The following is a 22,196-nucleotide window of genomic DNA, read 5'->3' on the forward strand; positions in this document are numbered from 1 at the left end:
TTTATATGACAGAACAAGAATCAAGACGTGGGAAAAGTCGTAGAGAACGTGTTGAATTTGCACGTTCTAGAGATATTTTGGATGTTGCAAACGAGCTCCAGATGGAGCTGGTTCAATCTGGACGAGACTATCGATGGAAAGAACATGATAGCCTAGTTATTTCACCTGATAAGAATTTATGGAAATGGTTTTCTAGAAATACAGGTGGAGATGCGATTTCTTTGGTTGAGACAATAAAGGAAGTAGATTTTAACCAATCGGTAGATTTTTTAAATGATGGAAATTTTAAAGAGTTTCAAATGGTTGAAAGGCCTCAAGAGGATTTTAAATACTATCTTGAGAAATACGAGCAGCCGTTATCAGCTGGACGAGACTACTTACGAAATCAACGTGGGCTATCCGATGAAACGATTGATTATTTTTTGGAACAGGGCGTTTTAGCCCAAGCTAATGCCAAACTTGACTACTTTGCGGAAGGTAATAGCGGAAATTCAACAAATGCGATTGAGCCAGTCATTGTATTCAAGTCCCTTTCTTCTTCAGGTGAAGTTGTTGGAGCCTCTTTACAAGGAATACAGGAAAATTGGGAGAAGTGGCCAAAACATGGATATGCTAAAGTGATTATGAAAAACTCCGATCCTATGACTGGTATTCATGTTGATATTGGCAGTCCAAAACGATTGATTTTCACTGAGAGTCCAATCGATTTAATGTCCTACTATGAATTGCACAAGGATAGTCTTCAGGACGTCAGATTAGTTTCTATGGATGGTTTGAAAGAATCGACTATTGGGCGTCATCTATCTCAAATTCAAGCTGAAATTTCAGGAAAACCACTAAGATGGACACCTGAACAAATGGCAGACGGGCTTCAAGTAGCTATTGATCATCACTTTTTTGAAGATGGGAAAAATGCGGATTTAATCACCCTAGCTTTAGATAATGATAAAGCAGGTAGAACATTCATTCAAGAATTGGAAGCAAAAGGAGCTGTTATCAATTCGGATCTACCAGAACTAAGATCAGGGCAAGATAAAACGGACTGGAATGATGTTCTAAAGAATCAGCAGGAAGAAAAATCTGATAGTCGAGAATCAGAATTTGAAGAAAAGGCTGAAGCAACTTTATCAGAATCAAGTCCCTTTCCTGATACCAGCCACCTTTCTCCTGAAGATGCAACATGGTTGAAGGAAAATTGGAATAATATCTCTTTTTCTGTTCAGTCGACTAGATCCTCTGAAACAGATCTGACTATGGAAGACAAACATATTCCAAGCAATCAAGAATCTATTGCCAATACAGAAAAGAATGCTGAAAGATTGATGAGCTACGAAGAGGTAAAGCAGGAAAACGAAGCATTAACTAAGAGATTAAATAATCGGATTCAATCTGGAGAATTATCAATCGAATTTGCACCAGATTTCTATCTGTATGATGTCTTTGCGAAGTTAGGAAATAGCCATCCTACTAAATACCTCAACGCTAAACGAATGGAAGTATTGTCTCCTATTCATTCACTTTTAGCCTCTATTGATGATCGAACGGTTGATTTATACAAGAAAAAAGGGACTTCTGAGCAGGATTCTTTGTATCAAGCATTGAAACCTCATCAGAGAGATTTGGGAGTAGATATTTCAACCCAGTTTATTGGTGAACTTGCAATAGCAGCCTACAATACTAACAAGCAGATAGAAAGCCTGTCAAGTGACAGTTTTGGTGTCTATTTTGGTGAAAGAACTCTTGATAATCTTTCACAATCGGTTGAGCGAATGCTGGAGTATCCATTGATTGAATCTGGAACAAGAGACTTTGCCTACGGTTTTGTGACAACACCAAATACATTGTTTCACTATTTGGATGAGCAAGAGGGAGAAGTGGTTTTAAATCGAGAATTATTGGATAACTTGATGTCACGTCTTGAGACTCATCCTTTTAAGATAATGGAGACTTCAGAAGAAAAAGCCCCTGAGAAATCTCAAGAGCTAGATGTGATTTTGGAGCAACAAAAAAATGAGAGGACCAGTGGTAGTCTGGGGTCTTTACAGCCCGAAGCTGAAGGCAGTCCCACACCCGTACCAAAAGTTGGCACCTTTGAACGCTCTGTTACCAGTCGTCCTACGACATCCTCTCATTTACTTTATTTTACCATAAATGAAGAGTTTCAGTCAAGTAATGATGGCTACTATCACTCTATTTCCTTGGATGAATTAACTAAATTAAATCGTCCAATCCGTAGACTAGCTTTGCAAAATGCAGCACAATATTATTTGGATGAGTTGGCAAACTCAAAGATTTATTATGTTACCCCTGATAAGACTGTACAAGTGCATTTTGAAGAAAAGCACTTCATGCACCTAACAGGAATTAAGCCAATTGCATTAGGGCAGACACCTGAGAAAACTTTACATGATTTTGCAGAAGGAAATGGGCATTTTGACAATATTTTATTGGCTAATAATGAAGCGGCTTTTGACAAACTAAAGGTCTTATCAGATCTTTCAGTCGCAACAGAAAGTACTTCTTTCTATTTTGATGATTTAACTAATCTTAGGCGATATGATGGACGTTTTGATAGTCTTATAAAGTCTGATGATAAAGATATTATCTTGCTATTCAAAGAGTTAGAGGAAGAAAACTATATTCCAATATCAGTTTTTAAGTCTCGGACAAAAATTACCAAGGAACTAGATACGGTAGATAAAACACCTATTCTTGGTGTGTTCCGTGAACGTGATGGCCAGATTGAACAACTATCGATTAATGATGAATATGTTAAAGATGGTGGCGAGGAAATGTTATCTATCTTAAAAAATAAGAAGTATGAGGAGGTTTCTGATGAACCTGAACTACCAGCTCCAGAGAACACACTGAATAAAACCTCACTTGATTCAGCTACCTTTACTCAAGTCTTAGATACTGTCTATAATTTAGGTGTGCCAGGTGACATCTCAAAAACTCCAGAAGAATTCCATCAAGCCTGGAATCAGTATCTTGACTATGCAAAACAGCACAATGATAATTTTGATCAGATTGTTGCTTTAGCTGGTGCAGATCATCTCCTAGATACAAATTCAGATTTTTATAAAGAATGGATACAAGATCATATCTATAAGGAAAACTACCATGTACGTCTCCAATGGTCTGAGGAGCGCCCAGATGGGCCGAAATTGCCCTTTAAAGAAACAGATCTGATATCTTATCAAGATTTTGCTAGAGAGCTTTACAAAGCCAATCAGGACTTTTATCCAATTCATCAAGAAGGAATGAAACAAGTAACTGCAGGCAATACTGAAGGCTATATCCCTCCTACTAAAATTAAGTTTGATGTCTATGCTCCAGGTGGTGAATTGATTAAGGAGGGAATTCGTTATGATATTGGAGATGAGACTACACCAATTTCACAAATGCTAGGATTAGGATATCGTCGACTCAACGGTCAATCTATACTAGCATCGATGGATGAAGAAATTCTTTCTCAGCTGGAAAATAGAGTGGTGAATAAGGAAATTTCCCAGGAAGCAAATGAATCGTCTCGATTGACGGAAGAGGGAGAAGGTCAAACTCCTGATACAAGAAAAACGGTAGCTTTTCAATCTTCTAAGCAAGAAACTAAAACTAATTTGCTTCAGCGTGTAGAGGAGATTCTGAAAGAGGAACCTATTTCGGATTTGGAGACCCCTGAAGTAAACTCAACTAGCATTGATTATGCTGCTTTAACGCCTCATGAGTTGAGTGAGGTTGCTTTTCAAAAAGTGAGAGAGTACACAGAAACACCAGAACGGTTAGAAGAGTATCTGAATTTTATGAGTAAGTTTCCAGAACTCTCACCTAGAAATGTAGCGTTGATTCAGGAACAGTGGTCAGGAGCGAATGCAGTCGCAACCTATAATCAATGGCAATCGATGGGGGAAGTTCTTGGGATTACTTCAGATCAGGTATTTGAAACTAGAAATACCTATACCAATAAAAAAACAGGTCGAACAAAAGAAGTTGTCCATAACAATCTTTCAGTTAAAACAGGAGAAAAATCACATATTACCTTGTTTAGACCTATGATGGTTGAAATGATTCCTGTATTGGATGAAAATGGGAACCAGGTAAAAAACGGAAAAGGCAATCCAAAATATAAAAGACTTTCTGAAGCGACACCTGAAGAAAAAGCTTTAAAGAAAGAAGGAAAGTTAAAATCTCGCTTCTTCCAGGAAAGAGACTCAAATACAGGCTTAGCTAAATTCGCTACGTATAAAGTATTTGAGTTGTCTCAAACAACCTTGAAGCCTGAATTTTATCCAAAAGCGATGCCAAATCGTCATTATGATTTTAATATGGATCATGTTCGTACTAAAGAAGTGCTAGAAGGACTTTCCGATTATGCAAATAGTATCGGTGTAACCATCTATCAAGACGATGCAAAAGAGTTGAGGAGTGCGAAGGGAGCTTTTTATCCAGATGAACAAAAAATACTTTTGAATCCAGATAATACTCCTGGAGAAGTCGTTGCAACCACAATTCACGAGTTGGCGCATGCTAGTCTACATAATCCTAAATTTGCTAACTCGTATAAGGAAGAAGTCTCAAAAGATCGTAGAGAACTGGAAGCTGAGATGACAAGTTATCTCGTTTCTAACCATTTTGGATTAGATACCTCTGAGAAAGCCATTCGCTATATGGCAATTTGGACTGATAATTTGACCTCTCTTGATGATCAACAACTAGCGCAATCTATGAAACGGATTCATGGAACAGTATCTAAGATTGTAAAAAGTGTTGAACAACATACAAAGCCTTATCAGTTGAATAGACAGGTGGGACAAAATCAAAATTTTATCCAAAGCCCAAAAAAGGGGCTTAAAGTCTAGAAAGAGTGCTCTTTATGAGCCTCTTTTTTGTATAAAAAGTTATATAACTTTTTGTGTTGTTCTTTGATATGAACTCGTTCTACTCTGTGTCAATGTCCCTTTACAAAATATTTTTTAATTATAGCTTACAATGACAGAAAATGAAGTAGAAGGAGAATGATATGGTTATAGTTATTCTGGCTGAAAAAGAGAAACAGGCAGAAGCTTACGCTACAGCTTTAGGACAATTTAGTAAAAAGAAAGGTGTCTATGTTATCAGGCAACCACTCTATTTTCCAGCTGAAGTTCATGTGGTGGCTGCTGAAGGGCACCTATTTGAATACAGTGAACCAGACAACTGGTCACTTGATAAATTACCTCTGACAAATGTTTCATTTAAGCAACATCTCAAAGAGGACAAAAATTCAAGAGAAAAATTCAAGAGAATTTATGATGAAGTGATAGTAGCGGATCAAGTGATTATTGGGACGGATGCTGATAGAGAAGGCGAGCGGATTGCGTACTCCATTTTATCGCACATACCAGGAGGCAAGGAGAAAATTTGGAAACGTCTTTGGGCAAGCTCCATGACGAAGAAAGCTCTTCAAAAAGCTTTTCAGGAATTGAAGGAACCTTCAGAAACCTATAATTACTATTTAGAAGCTGAAGCACGTGCACAAAGTGATTGGTTGGTAGGTATGAACTTATCTCCTCTTGCAACGATTGATCTTCAAGCAAGAGGACAACTCCCTCGAACAAAAGGTAGCCATCTATCGGTTGGCCGAGTTCAAACACCAGCGGTCAGACTAGTTTGTGAAAATGATTTAGCGATTCGTAACTTTACTCCAGAAAAATATTGGAAACTTCAGCTGGAGGATAAGAAAAATGGGATATTCTTCACCACAAAAAATAAATCTAAGGATAGTGAGGCCATTTTAGCTTCTTCAAGGGGGTTATCAACCACCTCTGTTGTTTCTTCAGTTGAGGCAGAAGAACATCAGAAATCCGCTCCACAGCTATTTACCTTGTCAGAATTACAAAGTTTCGCGGCAAGTGCCTGGAAATTTGACTCAAGCAAAACAGAGAGTATTGTTGAGGGACTATATTTGGAAGGTTTTCTCTCCTATCCACGACCGACCTCAAAATATATCAGTCGTTTTGAATTTGACGATTTAAAAGAAAATCTATCTGCCTATCAAAAGGCTATTAATTGTCATTTTCAGCCAGCGTTTTTGGAGCCTAGGGAAGATTATGTCAATGATGAAAAAGTATCTGGTACGAGCCACTCAGCCTTAATTCCGACTGAAAGAATTCCAAACCTTTCAAATTTAAAAACTGATCAACGACTGATTTATGAAGCAGTTGTGAAGCAGGCAATCTTGATGTTTGCGGATGATTGTTATTATTCAACCAAAACTATTGAAGTAGAAAATAATGGTCTTGTTTTTAAAACAAAGGGTAGAACGCTTCATAAATTAGGATGGGCTGAATGGAGTTCTCGAAAGGTACGAGGTTCTGTTGAAGTTCCTGATTATCAAGTGGGAGATGAAATTGATACGCAGGTTCAGATTGTAGGGGGTGAAACAAAACCACCTAAACGATTAACTGAGAGCCAATTGATTGGCCAAATATTTCCTAAATATGGCTTGGGAACACAGGCCACTAGAGGAGAAATCATTAAAAAAATTCAGAGCAAGGGCTATGTTGTCAAAGATAAAAAAACAGGCCAACTAACTCCTACCAACAAGGCCTATCTACTGATCAATTATCTCTATGACAACGAATTCTCCAACCCAGAGACAACAGGAGGCTGGGAAATGTTCCTATCTCAAATAGGAGAAGGGACAATCAATCCACGAGAATTTGTGGATGCAATAAAAGACAAGCTCACTCTTCAAATCAAGGAAGTAAAAGAAAGAGGTGATTAAGTGTGACTACTGAAGAAAAGAATAAAACACCCTATTTAGATCGTTATACAGATAATCTGACGGAAAAAGTTTCCAAAAAAGCAGAAGATTATCAGGTGTACGGACGTGTTAAAGAAGTAGAAGCTGTTCAAACCTCTCTTCTCAGGAGAACCAAGAACAATCCAATTTTGGTAGGAGAAGCTGGGGTTGGTAAAACAGCTATTGTTGAAGGATTTGCTTTAGCCATTTTACGAAGCCAGGTATCTCCAAAATTAAAAAACTTGACCGTACGTTCTCTGGAATTATCTAGTTTAATGTCAGATGAAGATGGAGGATTTATTGTTAAGTTTAAAAAAATTATTGAGGAGATGGTAGAAACCAAAGGAGAAAACCTTCTCTTTATTGATGAAATTCATACGATTGTTGGAGCTGGAGGTTCAGATAAAGGTGCTCTGGATGCTGGAAATATTATTAAGCCAGTTTTGTCACGTGGTGAGATTCAATTGATTGGCGCAACTACTTTAGATGAATTTCATGAATATATCGAAATGGACCGAGCGCTGGAGCGAAGGATGCAACCGATTATGGTTCCTGAACCAACAACTCCTCAAGCGATTGAAATTCTTGAACAAGCTAAAACTATTTACGAAAACTTTCACCAGGTTTCTATTAGTTCGGATGCTGTAAAACAAGCTGTACTGCTATCTGTCCGCTACATACCTGATCAATTTTTACCTGATAAAGCCTTTGACCTGATAGATGAAGCAGCGACTATTTGTTCTACAAATGGATTGGTTCATGTCGGGAAGCAAGAAATTGCAGAGGTGCTGAAAAATAAAACAGGTATTCCTGTTACGACGATTTTGAAAGGTGACAAGGAAAGATTAGATGGTTTAAAAGAAAAGCTGTCACGACGTGTGAAAGGCCAAGATGAGGCTGTAGAGGCTGTTGTGGATGCTATAACTGTTGCACAAGCTGGTTTACAGGATCAAAGAAAGCCCCTATCCTCCTTTATGTTTCTAGGAACTTCTGGGGTTGGTAAAACAGAGCTTGCTTTGGCACTAGCAGAGGGAATGTTTGATGATGAAGAGGCAATCATTCGCTTTGATATGTCTGAGTATAAACAAAAGGGAGATATCACAAAGCTGATTGGCGATCGTCAAACTAGAACGAAAGGACAATTGACTGAGAAGGTTAAACAAAAACCTTATAGCGTTATTCTGATCGACGAAGTGGAGAAAGCACATTCAGAAGTTGTAGATTTATTTTTGCAGGTGCTTGATGCAGGGCGCTTGACTGATTCAACTGGAAGGCAAGTGAGCTTTAAGAATACGATCGTCATTATTACTACGAATATTGGTTCTGAAAAAATTATTAAGCAATATGAATTGAAAGGGAATTTTAAAAAACTAACAGATAGGGATAAAGTTCAGTTTGAAAAGAGCATGACGTTGGAGTTGGAAACTAAATTCCGACCAGAATTTCTCAATCGAATTGAATATAAATTGATTTTTAACATGTTAGACGAGGAAGTGAATAAGGAAATTATTGTCAAACAACTATCAGAAATTCAAGAAAGAATGAAGAATCAACAGTTGACTCTCTCTTATGAAGAAAGTTTGGTTACTTATTTATTGGATGTAGGAACCAATATAAAGGATGGGGCACGGCCACTGGAAAGAGTGATTAAACATAAAGTTCTCCCTTTAATTTCTAAAGAGTTTCTGAACTTATCTGATCACAATCAAGAGTATCATTTTCATCTTTGGGTAGAGGGTGATGCGCCAGATGAGCATCACCGTGAAGATAAAAGAGAAATATTGTTCGACGTCGAAACTGAAAATAGGTCATTTGGTGAAGCATTATTTTCTTAAAATTCACCTTAAAAAAAATGATTGTCCCTTTAAAAAATTTTTTTCAATTATCTATTATACTAACGTTGTCAAAAAAACAAAGGAGGATTTCTATGAAAAACTATTTGACAAGACAACTTCAGCAAATAAAAACAAAATCACAGATGTTTTTATTGAGCCTTTCCCTATTCCTAACAGGATCTACAGTCTATGCGGACGATCCATTTGCTAAGTCGGATAACTTGGCGAAACAAGGAATTACAAAAGTTCAGCTAGTCAGTGTTGCGCTATTTGGTCTAGCTGCCGTTGTCACTTCGCTCATTTATGCGTTTGGTGGACGGGAGTTAAAAGCTTCAATGAAAAAAAATTGGGTGTCTATTGCAATTGCAATTATTGGTGTTTCAGCGGGACCAAGTATTATTGAATGGATTTTTGATTTCGTGAAAAGTTAAGGGGTGGTGATTTATGGCTTTTTCACTCTTTAATAAAGGTTGCTGTACGATTACAGATGATCTATTTTTAGAAATCTCCTGGGAAGATGGAAGAGGTCCAGAAGATGATAGTGAATTACTTGATATCATTGAGGGATTGGATCATCTTTCTGATTTTTCTCAGCCGATTTCAAAAAGTTTACCCTACCTAACATTTCAACAGGCCGAGTTGTTATTTAGAGAGTTGAAACAGATGTATGGTCAGTTTCAGCTGAAAAAAGTGGCAATCGCCCATCTGGAAGGGAAAAACGTGGTAACAGAAGGAGAGGTTTACGCTAGTCCATTTCTGATTACTGAAGACTATGAAAATCTCCTGCTTCCCCTCATTCAAGCGATACTTACTCGCTCTGAATTTGCGAATTACAGCTATCAAGAAAAAAGGGAGTATTTTGAGAACCAGATTTATCCTGTATATAAACAAAGTATGGGATTGTCCGATTCTTCTCTTCCTCTTTTCCCAGCTGAAGGTGAGCTGGCGGTTCTTTCACAGCCAAGTCGTCCATCACATGATCTAAAAGCAGGAGGTCAAACAACTGTTGCCCCTCCTATGGCTCAAAAGCAGTCAGTTTCTCTGAAGAAAATTTATCTATTTTTAGGTGTTTTGGGAGTGCTGTCAGTGATAAATATCGTTTGCGTATTTTTTGCTTTCGCTCAACTATCAAGTCAGTCCGAAAAAGTAAATTTCTTATATCAGGAACAAAAAAATACTCAACTTATCATTTCAACGAAAAATGAAGTTGATGTCTTTAGCCGTTATTTCTTACCTTCTTATTACTCGGGCAAAAAAGAAAACCTAGTAGATTTTCTTTCTGAAGGTGATGCAAAATTTACCAAACCAAAAGAAGGTATTTTACAGTCCGTTATTTTAGAGAAATTGAATTATGATTCAGAAACTCAAAGATATACGGTTTCCTATATCCTGTCTGTCAAAAGAGGGGATAAATCATCTAGCGTTAGATTAACTTTTGATGTAAAAACTTCTGATTCTTCAAAATATGGATTTGTTGTAGAAACAGAACCAAAAGAATCAAATTATCTTAAAAATTAGAAAAGGAAAAATTAAAATGAACAAGAAAAATGTATTAGCTGCACTAGCACTTTCAACTATCGCACTTGCACAAGCTGGTTATGTATCAGCAGACGAGCTTGCACCAATTGATTCTTCTGCTCCAGCGACAGAAGTCGTTACGCCAACAACACCTAGCGCTTCAACAGAAACAGAGGCACCAGCAACTCAGCCAACAGAGCCTTCAGTTACTCCAGTTGACCCAACAACACCATCAGATAAACCACAAGACAAAGACAACGCAGGAAGTCTTGACGGAGTGACAACTGATAAACCAGCACCTTCTGATAAGCCACAGGATAAGGATAATGCAGGTAGCCTCGATGGTGTACCAACACCATCAGATAAACCACAAGACAAAGACAACGCAGGAAGTCTTGACGGAGTGACAACTGATAAACCAGCACCTTCAGACAAGCCACAGGACAAGGATAATGCAGGTAGCCTTGATGGAGTCCCAGCTGAACAGCCAAAAACTACTGATCAAGCGAACCAACAAGGGAAGTCACAAATTGGAACTACTTCAACTTCAACAGGTCAAGTAGTGCATGACGTGACAAAAGAACCAGTTGAAACAAATACAGGAGCTTCAATTGTTAGCACGCAAAACGGAAACGTAGTCCTTTCAAATGGATCTGTAGTAGCTCCTGAAGAGATCGGTGGTACTGTTAACGAAGATAAGACTATCTCTGTTACTGACAAAGATGGCAAGCTCAAAACACTCCCAAATACAGGGACAGCAGAAAGCGTTCTGGGTGCAATCGGTGGAATGTTGTTGACAGCGGTTGGCTACTTCTACAAGAAGAAATTATTTTAATTAAGTGAAGGAGAAAGAAAAATGACAGAAAAAACACAAGGACACGGATATTTCCGTAAGAAAAAATGGGCTAAAGGCCTAGTATCAGGAATTGCAGTTGCAGGTATTGTAGCCTTCTCTGCAGGTTCAGCATTTGCGGATGAAGCAGTTCAGCCTGAAAGCAAAAACGACAATAACATTTATGCTACACAAGCTGGTAAAGCAACAGGAAGCCAGTCTGTAGCGATTGATAATGGAGCAGTTACAAAGGCTGCTGAAAAAGCAAAAGAAGCAGGGGTGAACGTTTCTGAAACTCAGATTGTTGATAAGGGAACAGATACCACTGCTCCAAAACTTGAACAGTCTAAGTCTGAGATTAAACAAGATCAGGACAAGCAAGTCAAGGAACTTGAAGAAGCGACTACAAAACAAGTTGAAAACAATACAGCCTTCAAGGAAGCGCAAAAAGCTATTCAAGCTAACAATCAATTTGTAGCTGATGAAAAAGCCAAGCATGAAGGGGAAACAACTGTCACAGTGACGAATGACAGTTCGACTGCTACAGATGGTTCAGCAGACAAAAACAAGAAAGCTACTCAAACAGCTAAACAGGTCTTGTCAGAGAACCAACAAGCCGTAACAAAATACCAAGATGAAAAATCTAAGTATGATGCTACTGTTGAGCAAGCTACTGCTCTGAACAAAGCGGTAGAAAGCGCATCTGAACAGCTGAAGAAAGAAAAGGTTGACGTTAAAGTCGTTACACGTACAGTATCTTCAGTTGCAGAAGTAGAAGCATTGAAGAAACAAAATGAGCAGGCTATTGCAGCAGCAAAAGGCAAAGTGGAGCTTAACAAAGCTATGATGGCTGCCTACACAGAGAAGAAGAATGCTAGTGATCAAGTCAATCAAGATGCTGAACGCAAATCAGCGGATTTGAAAAAATCTGGTGTACTTTTAACTTCTAAAACACAGGAAGTTTCTTCAGCTGATGAAGCTAAGCAAATTGGGAAACAAAACCAACAAGCTTATAACCAGGCTAAGAAAGCACAAGCGGACTGGCAGAAGAAATACAATGAACTTCAATCTAAAACAAGTACGGAAGGCTACACTAAAGAAGTAGTCTTGCAAGCCCTTAGTGTTGCGACAGCAAATCCTGAAGCAACAGTGAAGTCCTCTGCTTCAGGAGCGCATGTAACTACTAAAGATTACATCGCCTCATCAAATGGTACATCAGGCTATACTCGTGTTCTTGACTCAACTAAAGTCTTGAAATACAAGGATGTTGGCACTGGATGGAAAACAGAAGTTGACTACACTAAATTGAAAGGTTTGACCGTTTCAACTGCAGATGGTAAAAAGCATGATATTTCTCGTATCCATCGAAAATTCGAGATTCTTAATCAAGGGAAGACAGGATTGAATGATGTCTATGTCCTGAACGATCCAACAGAAGGATTTGTAGTAGCTCGTAATGATGGAGCTGGTGGAGCAGCAGACTACATGAATTTCTTGGTTACGGATACCTACTACTACAATGTGGATGGGAAAGAAGTAGCCTTCCAAGCAAGTGAAAAGACTCCTGCAACCCTGACCTATTCCTCACTCAACCATAATATTATTGGTTGGGAAGGTGCGAAAGCCATTAACGGAACTCATGTTGAAATTAACGGCTCAACTGTAACCTATAACAAGAATTATGGTTATGTTTACGCTGAAGACTACAACCGCCAAGAAGATGTAGGGCATCTTTGGGATACATCTGACTCACCTTACCAATACAAGGGCGCTGCACTTGGTGTTTTCAAGAAAGGGACAGCCTTCACAACCGAATTTATCCAATGGGATGGACCAGATAATCCAAATGGTCAAACTTACTGGTTCGCTTTGAATACGAAGGTTGTAACGCCAGTTGTTGAAGTTCCAGCTGCTGCAACTATCACAAAAACAACTGTGAAACCAGTTAAGCCAGAACCTGTATCAGCTGAATTGGTCAAAGCGAAGAATCCAGCAAAACCAACTTTGGCGCTTAAAACTCTTTCTGAAACCAAAAATCAGAAATTATCTGCAAGCTATCACGGCTACAAATTGCAGTATAAGCCAGTTGTCCGCAAATCTGTAGCAGATACAGATAAGACCAATACAAACGGTCAAACAGTAGCTAAAAATGCTACTCAGCTTTATACATTGCATCATGACAATATTTATGCGAACCTTAAAAAAGGTGACAAGATTACCATCATTGATCCACTCGAAGCTGGAGCAGTTCCTGATGTTGCCGTTACAAAGGCAGCTGCAGAGAAAGCAGGATGGGGCGTTGCTTACGATGCAGGAAAGAATACCTACACCTTTACTGCAACCTACGAAGGGAAGCGTCTAGCAGCTCCTGTGATTACCTGGAAGCCAATCTATGATAAAGGTTTTTATGACAACACTTATAAAGTGTTAGTGAATAAATACGAGGTGTACTCAAACACTGTTACCACCAAAACACCAAAACCACCAAAACCAGTCAAAGCTGTTTTGGATCGTTCTGGTAAGGATATCAACGGTGCAATAACATTTGATCGCAACGTGACCTTCCGATTGGTGACTGATTATAGTCCATACACCAAAACTCTTGCTTCAGCACAAGCACTTGGTAAGAAGTTTGCTATCCTGGATGATGTTCAAGATGGTGCATTCTCAGTTTATCAAGGTAATATCAAAATGACTGCTGCTGGGAACGACGTAAAAAGCTTGTTTGACATGCATCACGTGCTTTCAGACAAAGGACGTACCGATGCAATCAATAAAATCCTGAAGGAATTGAACCTGCAACCTAGAGGAGAGTTCTATCTCTGGGTAGCGAAGGATTCTAAGAGTTTTTACCAAAACTACGTGAAACAAAATAAAAACGTGACGATTGATCTCCCAGCTAAACTCCTGGTTAAAGCAGGGGAGAAAGTCAAGAATGACTTTAAACAAATTGACTTTGGTAATAGTTATCAGTCAAATCTTGTAACAGTTGAAGTTCCAAATGTTAAGCCAGAAAAACATGTACTTGATAGAACTGGCAAGAAAGTCCTTGATGGCAAAGAAGTTCAGCTAGGTGATTTTGTTCAGTACCTTCTTGATGGAGTAACTGTTCCAGAAAAACATGATACATTGTACCAATATGACGGTTTGGATAAGCTTGATACTAAGCATGACCGCTATACTGGTAATTGGAAGGGTATCATCAAGGGTACAGAATACACAGCAGAAAAAGAGCTAACGTTGCCATACGATGTTATCCTGAAGAATGGTAAAGTGATCAAGGCAGGAGATAAGATTGCTAAAGGTAGCTCTTATGCCTTTACCTTTGAGTTCAACCAAGATACCAATTCAGAGTTTATCAAGAAACTTGTGACTGTTAAGTGGGATGCCAAAGGTGGGCAATGGTCTTACGTTATCAATCAAGACTTCCTAAACTCTCTAGGAGTAAAAGGAACCTTTGATGCAGATTTCTACATCGAGGCGGAGCGTATTGAAACTGGTGATAAGATTGAGAATACTTTCATCAATATTGTCAATAAACAAGAAATGACTGCCAAGGTTATTACACGTACACCAGAGCCACCTAAACCAAAACACCCAGAAAAACATGCGCTTGATAAAACAGGTCAGAAAGTTCTTGATGGCAAAGAAGTCCAGCTAGGTGAATTGATTCAGTACCTTCTTGATGGTGTAACTATTCCAGAAAGACACCATACGTTGTACCAATATGACGGTGTGGACAAGCTTGATACTAAGCATGACCGATATACTGGTAATTGGAAGGGTATCGTTAAGGGAACAGAATATACTGCTGAAAAAGATCTAACGTTGCCTTACGATGTTATCCTTAAGGATGGTAAAGTGATTAAGGCAGGAGATAAGATTTCCAAAGGTAGCTCTTATGCCTTTACCTTTGAGTTCAACCAAGATACTAATTCAGAGTTCATCAAGAAACTTGTGACTGTTAAGTGGGATGCCAAAGGTGGTCAATGGTCTTACGTTATCAACCAGGACTTCCTAAACTCTTTAGGAGTCAAAGGTAGCTTCGATGCGGACTTCTACATCGAAGTAGAGCGTATTGCAGCTGGAGAAGTTGAGAATACTTTTGTCAATATTGTCAATGGACAAGAAATGACTGCCAAGGTAACAACCCACACTCCACCAAAACCTGAAGAACCTGGAAAACCAAATCCTCAACCATCACTTCCAAATACAGGATCAGCAGCAAGCATGCTTCCAGTTGTGGGAATGATTTTGGGATTATTGAGTCTTGCAGGTCTTCGTAAGTCGAAAGAAAACTAATTTGATGAATTAAAATGAAAGAATGACCACAAGCTGGGGTATAACTCTCTTGTGGTCTTTATTGAAAGGAGAAAAAATGCAAGTATTTATTGCTTCTGGACGTGTTGCATTTATTCCAAATGATGCAGTAGGTCAAACTCAAAATGGTCATGCCAGTTTCAAATTTGAGTTTGTTTGTGACTCTAGTATGACTGATGATACAAATAAACCAATTTCTAGTTTCTTCCATGTGCAAGTATACGGAAAACAAGCAGAATTGATGGCTCAGAGTCTATCAAAAGGCTCTCCAATTCTCTTAAAAGGAGAAATTATCCAACGACCATATAACGATGAACAAGGTCAACGTCGGACGTATCAGTTTATTTCACCAAACCAACAAGGAGGAATTACTTTCCTTGAAAATAGGGAAGCATCGAACCGACGTAAGCAGGAACAACAGGGATTTTCTCAGCCGACACCAAGTTCTATTCCTCCATCCTATCCTGAACCAATGGATGCGGATTCCCCATTCTAAAGGTATTGAAAGCATACAAGAACACTTGTGTGCTTTTTTTGTTGCTTATTTATTGTATAAAAAGTTATATAACTTATGGTACAACAATATCTTTTGTCCCTTTAACAAAGAATTTGATATTATCCTTTAGAATAGAGGGGAACTAAGAAATAATCAGAAAGGAGTGCAATGATGACAAGACAAAAATACAATTATCTGTCTGATGAATTGATTGCGGAATCTCTTCAGGTGACCAATTACTTAGAACAAAGTCGATCCAGTCGATTGAATGTTCTTCAGTTGGATGGAGAGAAATGGTTGGAAAACTATTTTAACCGTTATGAGAAAGCCTCTCCAAGGCTACAGTTTCACATATTTCTCTTTTCGAGCTTCTATACTCGAAAAATGGAATGGTTTTTGGAAGGTGTAAGGGGGTAGTAGTTTGTTTGAGTTATTTGAAGTAGTATTTTATACCCTTATCCAATTGATTCGAGCCAGTTGGATCAATACCTTACTTTTTTTAGGAGTCGCAGGTTATTACCTCTTCAGACTCTTTCAACCTTACTTCTTAAGGCAGTATCAGCGGTTACTAAAAAGCAAGAGTTTTCTTCAGCAGATTTTTAAAAGAGGTTGGAAAGGTCGCAAAGCGATTGATTGGGAACAGGTATGGAAGCAATCAGCCAGAGGGCTGTTCAAATGGGTAAAGTTATTGATTCCAAAAATCATTGCGCTTGTCTCCCTCATTCTTTGGAATATTCTCTTTCGAATTGTTTATATGATTCCCTTTGTAAAACAGGAACGAAAACGGTTTGATAAAGAAATGAAACCAATTCTTTATTTTAAAAGTTATCGTAGCTTCGTCTATATGGGATTAGGTTTTAGCTTTATTGCTTTTATCTTAACCAATTACCTGGTTACTGTTTTGAGGGCTACAATCCGCTTTCTCTACTTTAGTATTTGGTCGTTTAAAGATGCTAGTAAGGCCGTAAACTTTGACTTAAACAGCCTCTTGTTTCAAAGTTTATTGAATGTAAAAGTCTTTTGGATTGCCCCGATTTTAGCTTTTCCTCTCTTTCTGATGGGTCTAGTCCTTGCTTGGAAATCTGCTTGGATCAACTTTGAGCAGTTTCGTGACTACAACCATAATGAGGAGGGGGATGACCGTTTTGTGACGGTTGATGAAATTCGTCGTCAATACAAAAAGATTCCCAATAAAGCTCTAACTTATCCAGGTGAAGGTGGGGCTCCTGTATTTCATGAACTGACTCATGATTTGGCAGGACAAACACTCCGAACGCAAATGTTATGGCAAAATAAGACAATCAGTCGATACGTGACCAATGCGGAGCGCATTTTGGGCATGCAATCTTTTCCTTCGGGATATTATTACATTGAAGATAAGCCGACGAATCTGTTAGGGATTGGGATGACTCGCTCAGGTAAGGGGGAAGGTCAGATCACGACAGCGATTGATATCAACAGTCGTGCGGAGTTGCAGCCATCGCTAGTTCTGGCAGACCCGAAAGGAGAACACTACCAAGCCTCTTACAAAACGATGAGGCAACGTGGCTATGAAGTTGATGTGCTTTCTTTCCAAAATATGGATTGGTCTATGTCCTACAATCCTTTGGCTCTAGCTATTGCAGCTGCCAAGAAAGGTTACTATGAGAAAACGCAAACCTATGTCAATGCAGTTGCAGAATCCATTTTTCCCAAACAAAAAGGTGGTGAGAAGGGAAATGCGGAGTATTTTCGTAAGTCTTCTATATCCTTGTTTAACGCTCTTACAATGGCTTTGATGGATCGGGCTAATGAAACTTATCAAAATGGTGAAGACGATGCCTGGGATACCATTACGATCCCTAACGTTGCGAAATTCTTGGCGACAATGGGGTCTGAAGAAGTCTTTGTAGATGGTGCGGGTGAAATCGTTGAGAATCCAAGCCGAGAACAACAGGTATCCAAGAAGTCAAAAATCACAGTCTATTTTGATAATTTGAGACAAGTCAATCAAAAACAATTCTCGAAATTTAGACAAATGGCGGATATCGAATTTCGTGCTTCAGACTTTGGTGGTGATGAGACTAAAGGAAATGTCTACTCTAGCATGATGACAGGAATCAACCTGTTCTTGCAAGACAACGTGGCGAAGCTCACTTCCAAAAACTCGATTGATTTAGAGTCTTTTGCCTTCCCACGTCGATTGTCTGTTAAGTTGAGATCAAGCACCAACAGTCAATTAAAAAATGAGTTCAAGCATAAGACTGCTAGGGTAACCATTACAGGCTTGAAGAAATGGGGCAAAGTTGAAAAGCAAGTCGATTATGTGAAGCAAGCGACAGCTCTTATTGATGGAGAAGGCTATCTGACTTATGCCATCGAACCTAAACTTCCAGATCAGTTTACGGTTACGATTGATTTTAATCATAAGAAAAATGGTAAGTCTCCAGTTCGGGATCGGGTCTTCCAATTCTCAGCTGAAAAAGTCTATCGAAAAGATGGAGATAGGTTAGAACTAGATGAGTATACCAAGAAGCCAATTTTAGATCATATCGATGTAAGGGTTCTGAAGAGCAAAGAAGACACTCAAAATCTTCTCCAAGAGTCAGATATTGAGTTGATTTACTCCGATAAACCAAGAGTCGTCTATCTGGTAACACCACCAAACCGAACAGAGTACAATGGGATTGTCTCTTTGTTCTTGGATCAGTTGTACAATGCCAACTATGACCTTGCCTTAACGAATGGGCGGAAATGTATCAATCGGATTCTCCATATCTTGGATGAGTTTACAAATATTCCAGCTATTCCTCACATGGATACGAAAATTTCTATCGGATTGGGACAAAACATTCTTTATTATCTTTGGGTTCAAAACTTGGAACAATTGGTTAATGTCTATGGTGAAAATGTTGCACAAACGATTCTGGATAACTGTTCATTGAAAGTTTACGTCAAAACGACGTCTCCAGATACCAATAAGAGATTTAGTGGGGAGTTGGGTACACGTACCATCACCAGAAGACGGCGCTCCAGCAATATCCTGGACGAAGCCAATCCAAATGTAGCTGTCGAGAATCCAAAACAAGAGTTGTTGACACCAACACAATTGGCCAAGCTCCAGGAAGGAGAAGCGGTTATCTTACGTGGGGTCAAGGGACGGGATAATGTTGGACGTAAGGTCACAACGGATCCAATCTTCGCACATGATAAGAACAGCTTCCCTTACAAGTACATGTTCTTACAAGAGGAGTTTGATACATCGATGACTCTTGCAGATATTCCAGTCGAAAGTGCACACCGTGAGCTAGAGCTTCAGGAAATAGCAGTTGATGCTGGTACAGCCTTCAACAACATCATAGACTGGAGGCAACGTTTGACTATGCCTCTCCTCAGCAACAATGGAGAGACTCCCAAACTATCAGGCCGACACAGTAAAGGACAAAAGGTGCAATCCCAATCATTTACTTCCACAGATGAGCTATTTCAGGCAACTGTAGCTAGTGTCATTCAAGGTGACTATGATTATTATGATGATGAAGATGACTTCTTTGCGGATGAAGTTATCTAAAAAGATGTACAATAAGTTATATAAACACTTGCAAGAAAAAATGATGTTTGTTATAATGAAGTAAATAATAATCAGGAGAAAAAATGATGAAAGCAAAGCACTTTTTAAGAATTGTTTTAGTAGGGTTAGCCATGATTTTACTAGGAGCATGTGGTCAAAAATCACCTGAAAGTCTTGCTAAAAATGTGCTAAAAGATAGCTATACAGGCTTCTCACCAGAACATGGTTATGAGAGTAGTGATTTTAAGGGTGGAGTAGGAACTACCTTGAAATTTGATAAAGAAAAACGAACTATCTCAAATAACGACGGTGAAAGTATCAATTATAGTGTTCTTTCAGAGGAACAAGTGAAGGCAATCCCAGCTGATTTCAGAGGTACCCTAGTTAGTTTAGAAAGCCAGTTGAAAGGAAAGGATAACTTTACAATCGCTGTTGATTATAGGAACATAGATAAGCCCGAAGAGGCAGAAGCTTATTATCAAGTCGTCTTGACCGAGGGTGGTAAAAAAATCAGAATTATTGAACTCCGTCGTGGCTATAAAGAAGACAATGCTTTCTATGATTTCAACGGAACCGCAGATTAATTTACAAAAGTCTCAATTACTTGAGGCTTTTTTTGTTGTCAGAATTTCATTGTCCCTTTAAAAACGATTTTGCCATTATCGAATATGATAGGGGTATCTTAGAAAGAAAGAAGGTACCTTTAGTGCACTATCAAACCTTTTCAGATTTGATGAACGAGGTCAAGGATCTCAATGGTGAAATCACAGGCGAGAATGCAAAAAAGCTAGCGGAGTTCTATTCCTACTGGGGAAACTATTTAGAACCGACTCCTGCATTTATGGCATTTCTAGCCTATTTGCCAGGAGGGATTGCCAAGGCCCTTTATCAAATCACTTCCAGCTTAGAACATGTTTTTAATAATATGTTCAAGCTCTTTGGTCTCTTCGGTTATCTGGGAGACCAGAAGACGATTATAGGCCAGTTCTTTTACTGGTTTCAGATATTAGGAACGTCCTTGTTTACCCTGATTTTGGTTGTGTCGGCTGTCGCAGGAGTTTTTACAAAACCAGTCAAATACAAAGGGGTCATTACGAATTTCCTTTTGGTAACAGCTGTAACTGCAGTATTACCACTAGCTTTGACCACCATCTCAACAGCAGTGGCACAGGATGCCATGTCTATCCAGACAGTCTCCAGTGAAGCGCCATCCGGTAGCCAACCGATTTCTTCCTTGGCTCTTCAGCCCATGAAAAATAATGTAGTAGACTTAAAAGTCTTGATCTACAAAGATTTTTCTACGGAGTTGTTTCCAATGGATGATTATGGCTTCATCAAGCCTGTTCAGGAAGGCTCTACTCCTGTCAATAATATCACGGATGACCCTGCGCAGCGGGATACGACTGATTTTGCGACCAAGATTGATTTTGGGGCAAACTATGGTACAACGAATCCACAAATGATACAGGATATAGAAAAACATGATAAAATACCAGGAATTAAAGGCTTGTTCCTCCATAAATTAAATTCCAATAATACTGGAGTTGAAAGTATTACAGAACACCGAGTCATTAATCAATTGAGTGCTTTTGAATCAGTTTATATGCGCTATAAAGTCAACTGGATAGGGATGTTCCTTCAGTACATTATCCTGATTGTTCTATTGGTCAGCATGATCATCAAGCTCGTCAAATCAGTTTTTGATATTCTGATTGAAGCAATGATTTCTCCGATTCTCGGCTATAGTTCTCTATCAAACTCAAAGAAATACAAAGAGTTGTTAAGAACGATTGGCGGTGCCTTGGCAGGAATCTTCTTTGAAGTTATCATTATGCGTGTAACCCTTGAGATTTTCAGAGATTTACCAATCCTTTCTGTCTCAGCTGTATCGAAGCTTTCTGGCGGATTCTTTGACGGACTCAACATGTGGGAACAGTGCCTAGCAGCTGCCTTTGTTTATGTTGGAGTATTCTTCGCAGCTATGCAAGGAGTGGCCATGATTGAGCGCTGGCTTGGAGTTTCAACAGGTCATAGTGAAACAGCTCAACAACTGCTCGGAGCTATGATGATGGGCAATGCCTTTGCGGCTGGAGCAGGCGGTCTCTTTAATGGTGGTATGGCACTTGGTCAATTTGGTATGGATATGGCACAAAAAGCTCCAGATGCCTTGTCTAAAGGAAGTCAGATTCTAGGAAATAGCCTAGCCAGAACTGGAGGTGGTATTCAAGGTGCTTTGAACTCTATAAAAGATCAGGGCTTGATGAATGCGGCCAAAGGTGGTGTAAGTAATATGGTTGATTTGGCAGAATGGAAAGCATTTGAAGCCATGCAAAATGGGAAAGGGGCAGTTGGTAACGTTTTAGATAAGCTGGATGATAAGGCTGTCTCTGCTCAAAATGCGACCTATAACGCATTGAAAAACGATGCAGTTCCTGGTATTAATCAGCCTGGACCAGTTGATATTCCTGAGCCTCCAATTGACCCAGGAACAACGGACGCACCTATTGTCGATCCAACTTCTTCAGCTGAAGGAGTGGAGTCCCCAATTCAAGATCCACCACTTCAAACTGAAGGAGCGGAGCCACCAATTAAAGAGTCAACTCATCCAACTGGAGGAACGGAAGCTCCAATTCAAGATTCACCTCATCTAACTGGAGGAACGGAGCCACCAACCCAAGGTTCATCTCAATCAGTTGTAGAATCGACACAAGCACCGAAACAACCAGACTCTTCTCAACAAAAATTTCAACAGAGTATGAGTCAAATGAATTACATGAACCAACAGATGCAACAAGCAGGACAGCGTATGCAAGGAGGACGTCATATCACAGGTGCTGAAAGTCCTGAAGAGGAGGAATAGG

Annotated in this window: 12 protein-coding genes; all 12 read left to right on the forward strand. The window is 39.2% G+C overall.

What is annotated here, in order from left to right:
- The first annotated feature begins 5 nt into the window (after positions 1–5).
- Positions 6–4,859 carry a PBECR4 domain-containing protein gene (locus tag QM810_RS08415; RefSeq protein ID WP_414254543.1) on the forward strand — a complete coding sequence of 1,618 codons (4,854 nt, stop codon included), beginning with the start codon at positions 6–8 and terminating at the stop codon, positions 4,857–4,859.
- A gap of 161 nt (positions 4,860–5,020) precedes the next feature.
- Entirely contained in the window at positions 5,021–6,766 is a 1,746-nt protein-coding gene (locus QM810_RS08420; protein ID WP_414254544.1) for a type IA DNA topoisomerase, read from the forward strand.
- A 2-nt stretch (positions 6,767–6,768) separates the two neighbouring features.
- Positions 6,769–8,619 carry an AAA family ATPase gene (locus QM810_RS08425; RefSeq protein WP_414254545.1) on the forward strand — a complete coding sequence of 617 codons (1,851 nt, stop codon included), beginning with the start codon at positions 6,769–6,771 and terminating at the stop codon, positions 8,617–8,619.
- A gap of 92 nt (positions 8,620–8,711) precedes the next feature.
- Positions 8,712–9,050, forward strand: a complete 339-nt coding sequence (locus tag QM810_RS08430; RefSeq protein ID WP_414254546.1) for a conjugal transfer protein TrbC — start codon at positions 8,712–8,714, stop codon at positions 9,048–9,050.
- Between the two features lie 13 nt (positions 9,051–9,063).
- Positions 9,064–10,137, forward strand: a complete 1,074-nt coding sequence (locus tag QM810_RS08435) for a hypothetical protein (protein ID WP_414254547.1) — start codon at positions 9,064–9,066, stop codon at positions 10,135–10,137.
- Between the two features lie 16 nt (positions 10,138–10,153).
- A complete protein-coding gene (locus tag QM810_RS08440; RefSeq protein WP_414254548.1) occupies positions 10,154–10,972 on the forward strand; it encodes an LPXTG cell wall anchor domain-containing protein in 819 nt (272 codons plus the stop codon).
- 21 nt (positions 10,973–10,993) lie between these two features.
- Entirely contained in the window at positions 10,994–15,271 is a 4,278-nt protein-coding gene (locus QM810_RS08445; protein WP_414254549.1) for an SspB-related isopeptide-forming adhesin, read from the forward strand.
- Positions 15,272–15,347: 76 nt separating this feature from the next.
- Entirely contained in the window at positions 15,348–15,785 is a 438-nt protein-coding gene (locus QM810_RS08450; protein ID WP_254724891.1) for a single-stranded DNA-binding protein, read from the forward strand.
- A gap of 171 nt (positions 15,786–15,956) precedes the next feature.
- A complete protein-coding gene (locus QM810_RS08455) occupies positions 15,957–16,202 on the forward strand; it encodes a hypothetical protein (RefSeq protein WP_254724892.1) in 246 nt (81 codons plus the stop codon).
- A gap of 4 nt (positions 16,203–16,206) precedes the next feature.
- Positions 16,207–19,335 (forward strand): VirD4-like conjugal transfer protein, CD1115 family, encoded by a 3,129-nt coding sequence (locus QM810_RS08460; protein ID WP_414254550.1) that lies wholly within the window; start codon positions 16,207–16,209, stop codon positions 19,333–19,335.
- A gap of 83 nt (positions 19,336–19,418) precedes the next feature.
- Positions 19,419–19,919 carry a hypothetical protein gene (locus QM810_RS08465; protein WP_414254551.1) on the forward strand — a complete coding sequence of 167 codons (501 nt, stop codon included), beginning with the start codon at positions 19,419–19,421 and terminating at the stop codon, positions 19,917–19,919.
- Positions 19,920–20,041: 122 nt separating this feature from the next.
- Positions 20,042–22,195, forward strand: a complete 2,154-nt coding sequence (locus tag QM810_RS08470; RefSeq protein ID WP_414254552.1) for a pLS20_p028 family conjugation system transmembrane protein — start codon at positions 20,042–20,044, stop codon at positions 22,193–22,195.
- The last annotated feature ends 1 nt before the right edge of the window (position 22,196 follow it).

Source organism: Streptococcus infantis (assembly GCF_047464155.1).
In the GTDB taxonomy this organism is placed as follows: Bacteria; Bacillota; Bacilli; order Lactobacillales; family Streptococcaceae; genus Streptococcus; species Streptococcus infantis_U.

Coding starts and splice junctions, on each gene's coding strand:
- QM810_RS08415 (WP_414254543.1), top strand. CDS start 6: ATGACAGAACAAGAATCAAGACGTGGGAAAAGTCGTAGAGAACGTGTT.
- QM810_RS08420 (WP_414254544.1), top strand. CDS start 5,021: ATGGTTATAGTTATTCTGGCTGAAAAAGAGAAACAGGCAGAAGCTTAC.
- QM810_RS08430 (WP_414254546.1), top strand. CDS start 8,712: ATGAAAAACTATTTGACAAGACAACTTCAGCAAATAAAAACAAAATCA.
- QM810_RS08435 (WP_414254547.1), top strand. CDS start 9,064: ATGGCTTTTTCACTCTTTAATAAAGGTTGCTGTACGATTACAGATGAT.
- QM810_RS08440 (WP_414254548.1), top strand. CDS start 10,154: ATGAACAAGAAAAATGTATTAGCTGCACTAGCACTTTCAACTATCGCA.
- QM810_RS08445 (WP_414254549.1), top strand. CDS start 10,994: ATGACAGAAAAAACACAAGGACACGGATATTTCCGTAAGAAAAAATGG.
- QM810_RS08450 (WP_254724891.1), top strand. CDS start 15,348: ATGCAAGTATTTATTGCTTCTGGACGTGTTGCATTTATTCCAAATGAT.
- QM810_RS08455 (WP_254724892.1), top strand. CDS start 15,957: ATGACAAGACAAAAATACAATTATCTGTCTGATGAATTGATTGCGGAA.
- QM810_RS08465 (WP_414254551.1), top strand. CDS start 19,419: ATGATGAAAGCAAAGCACTTTTTAAGAATTGTTTTAGTAGGGTTAGCC.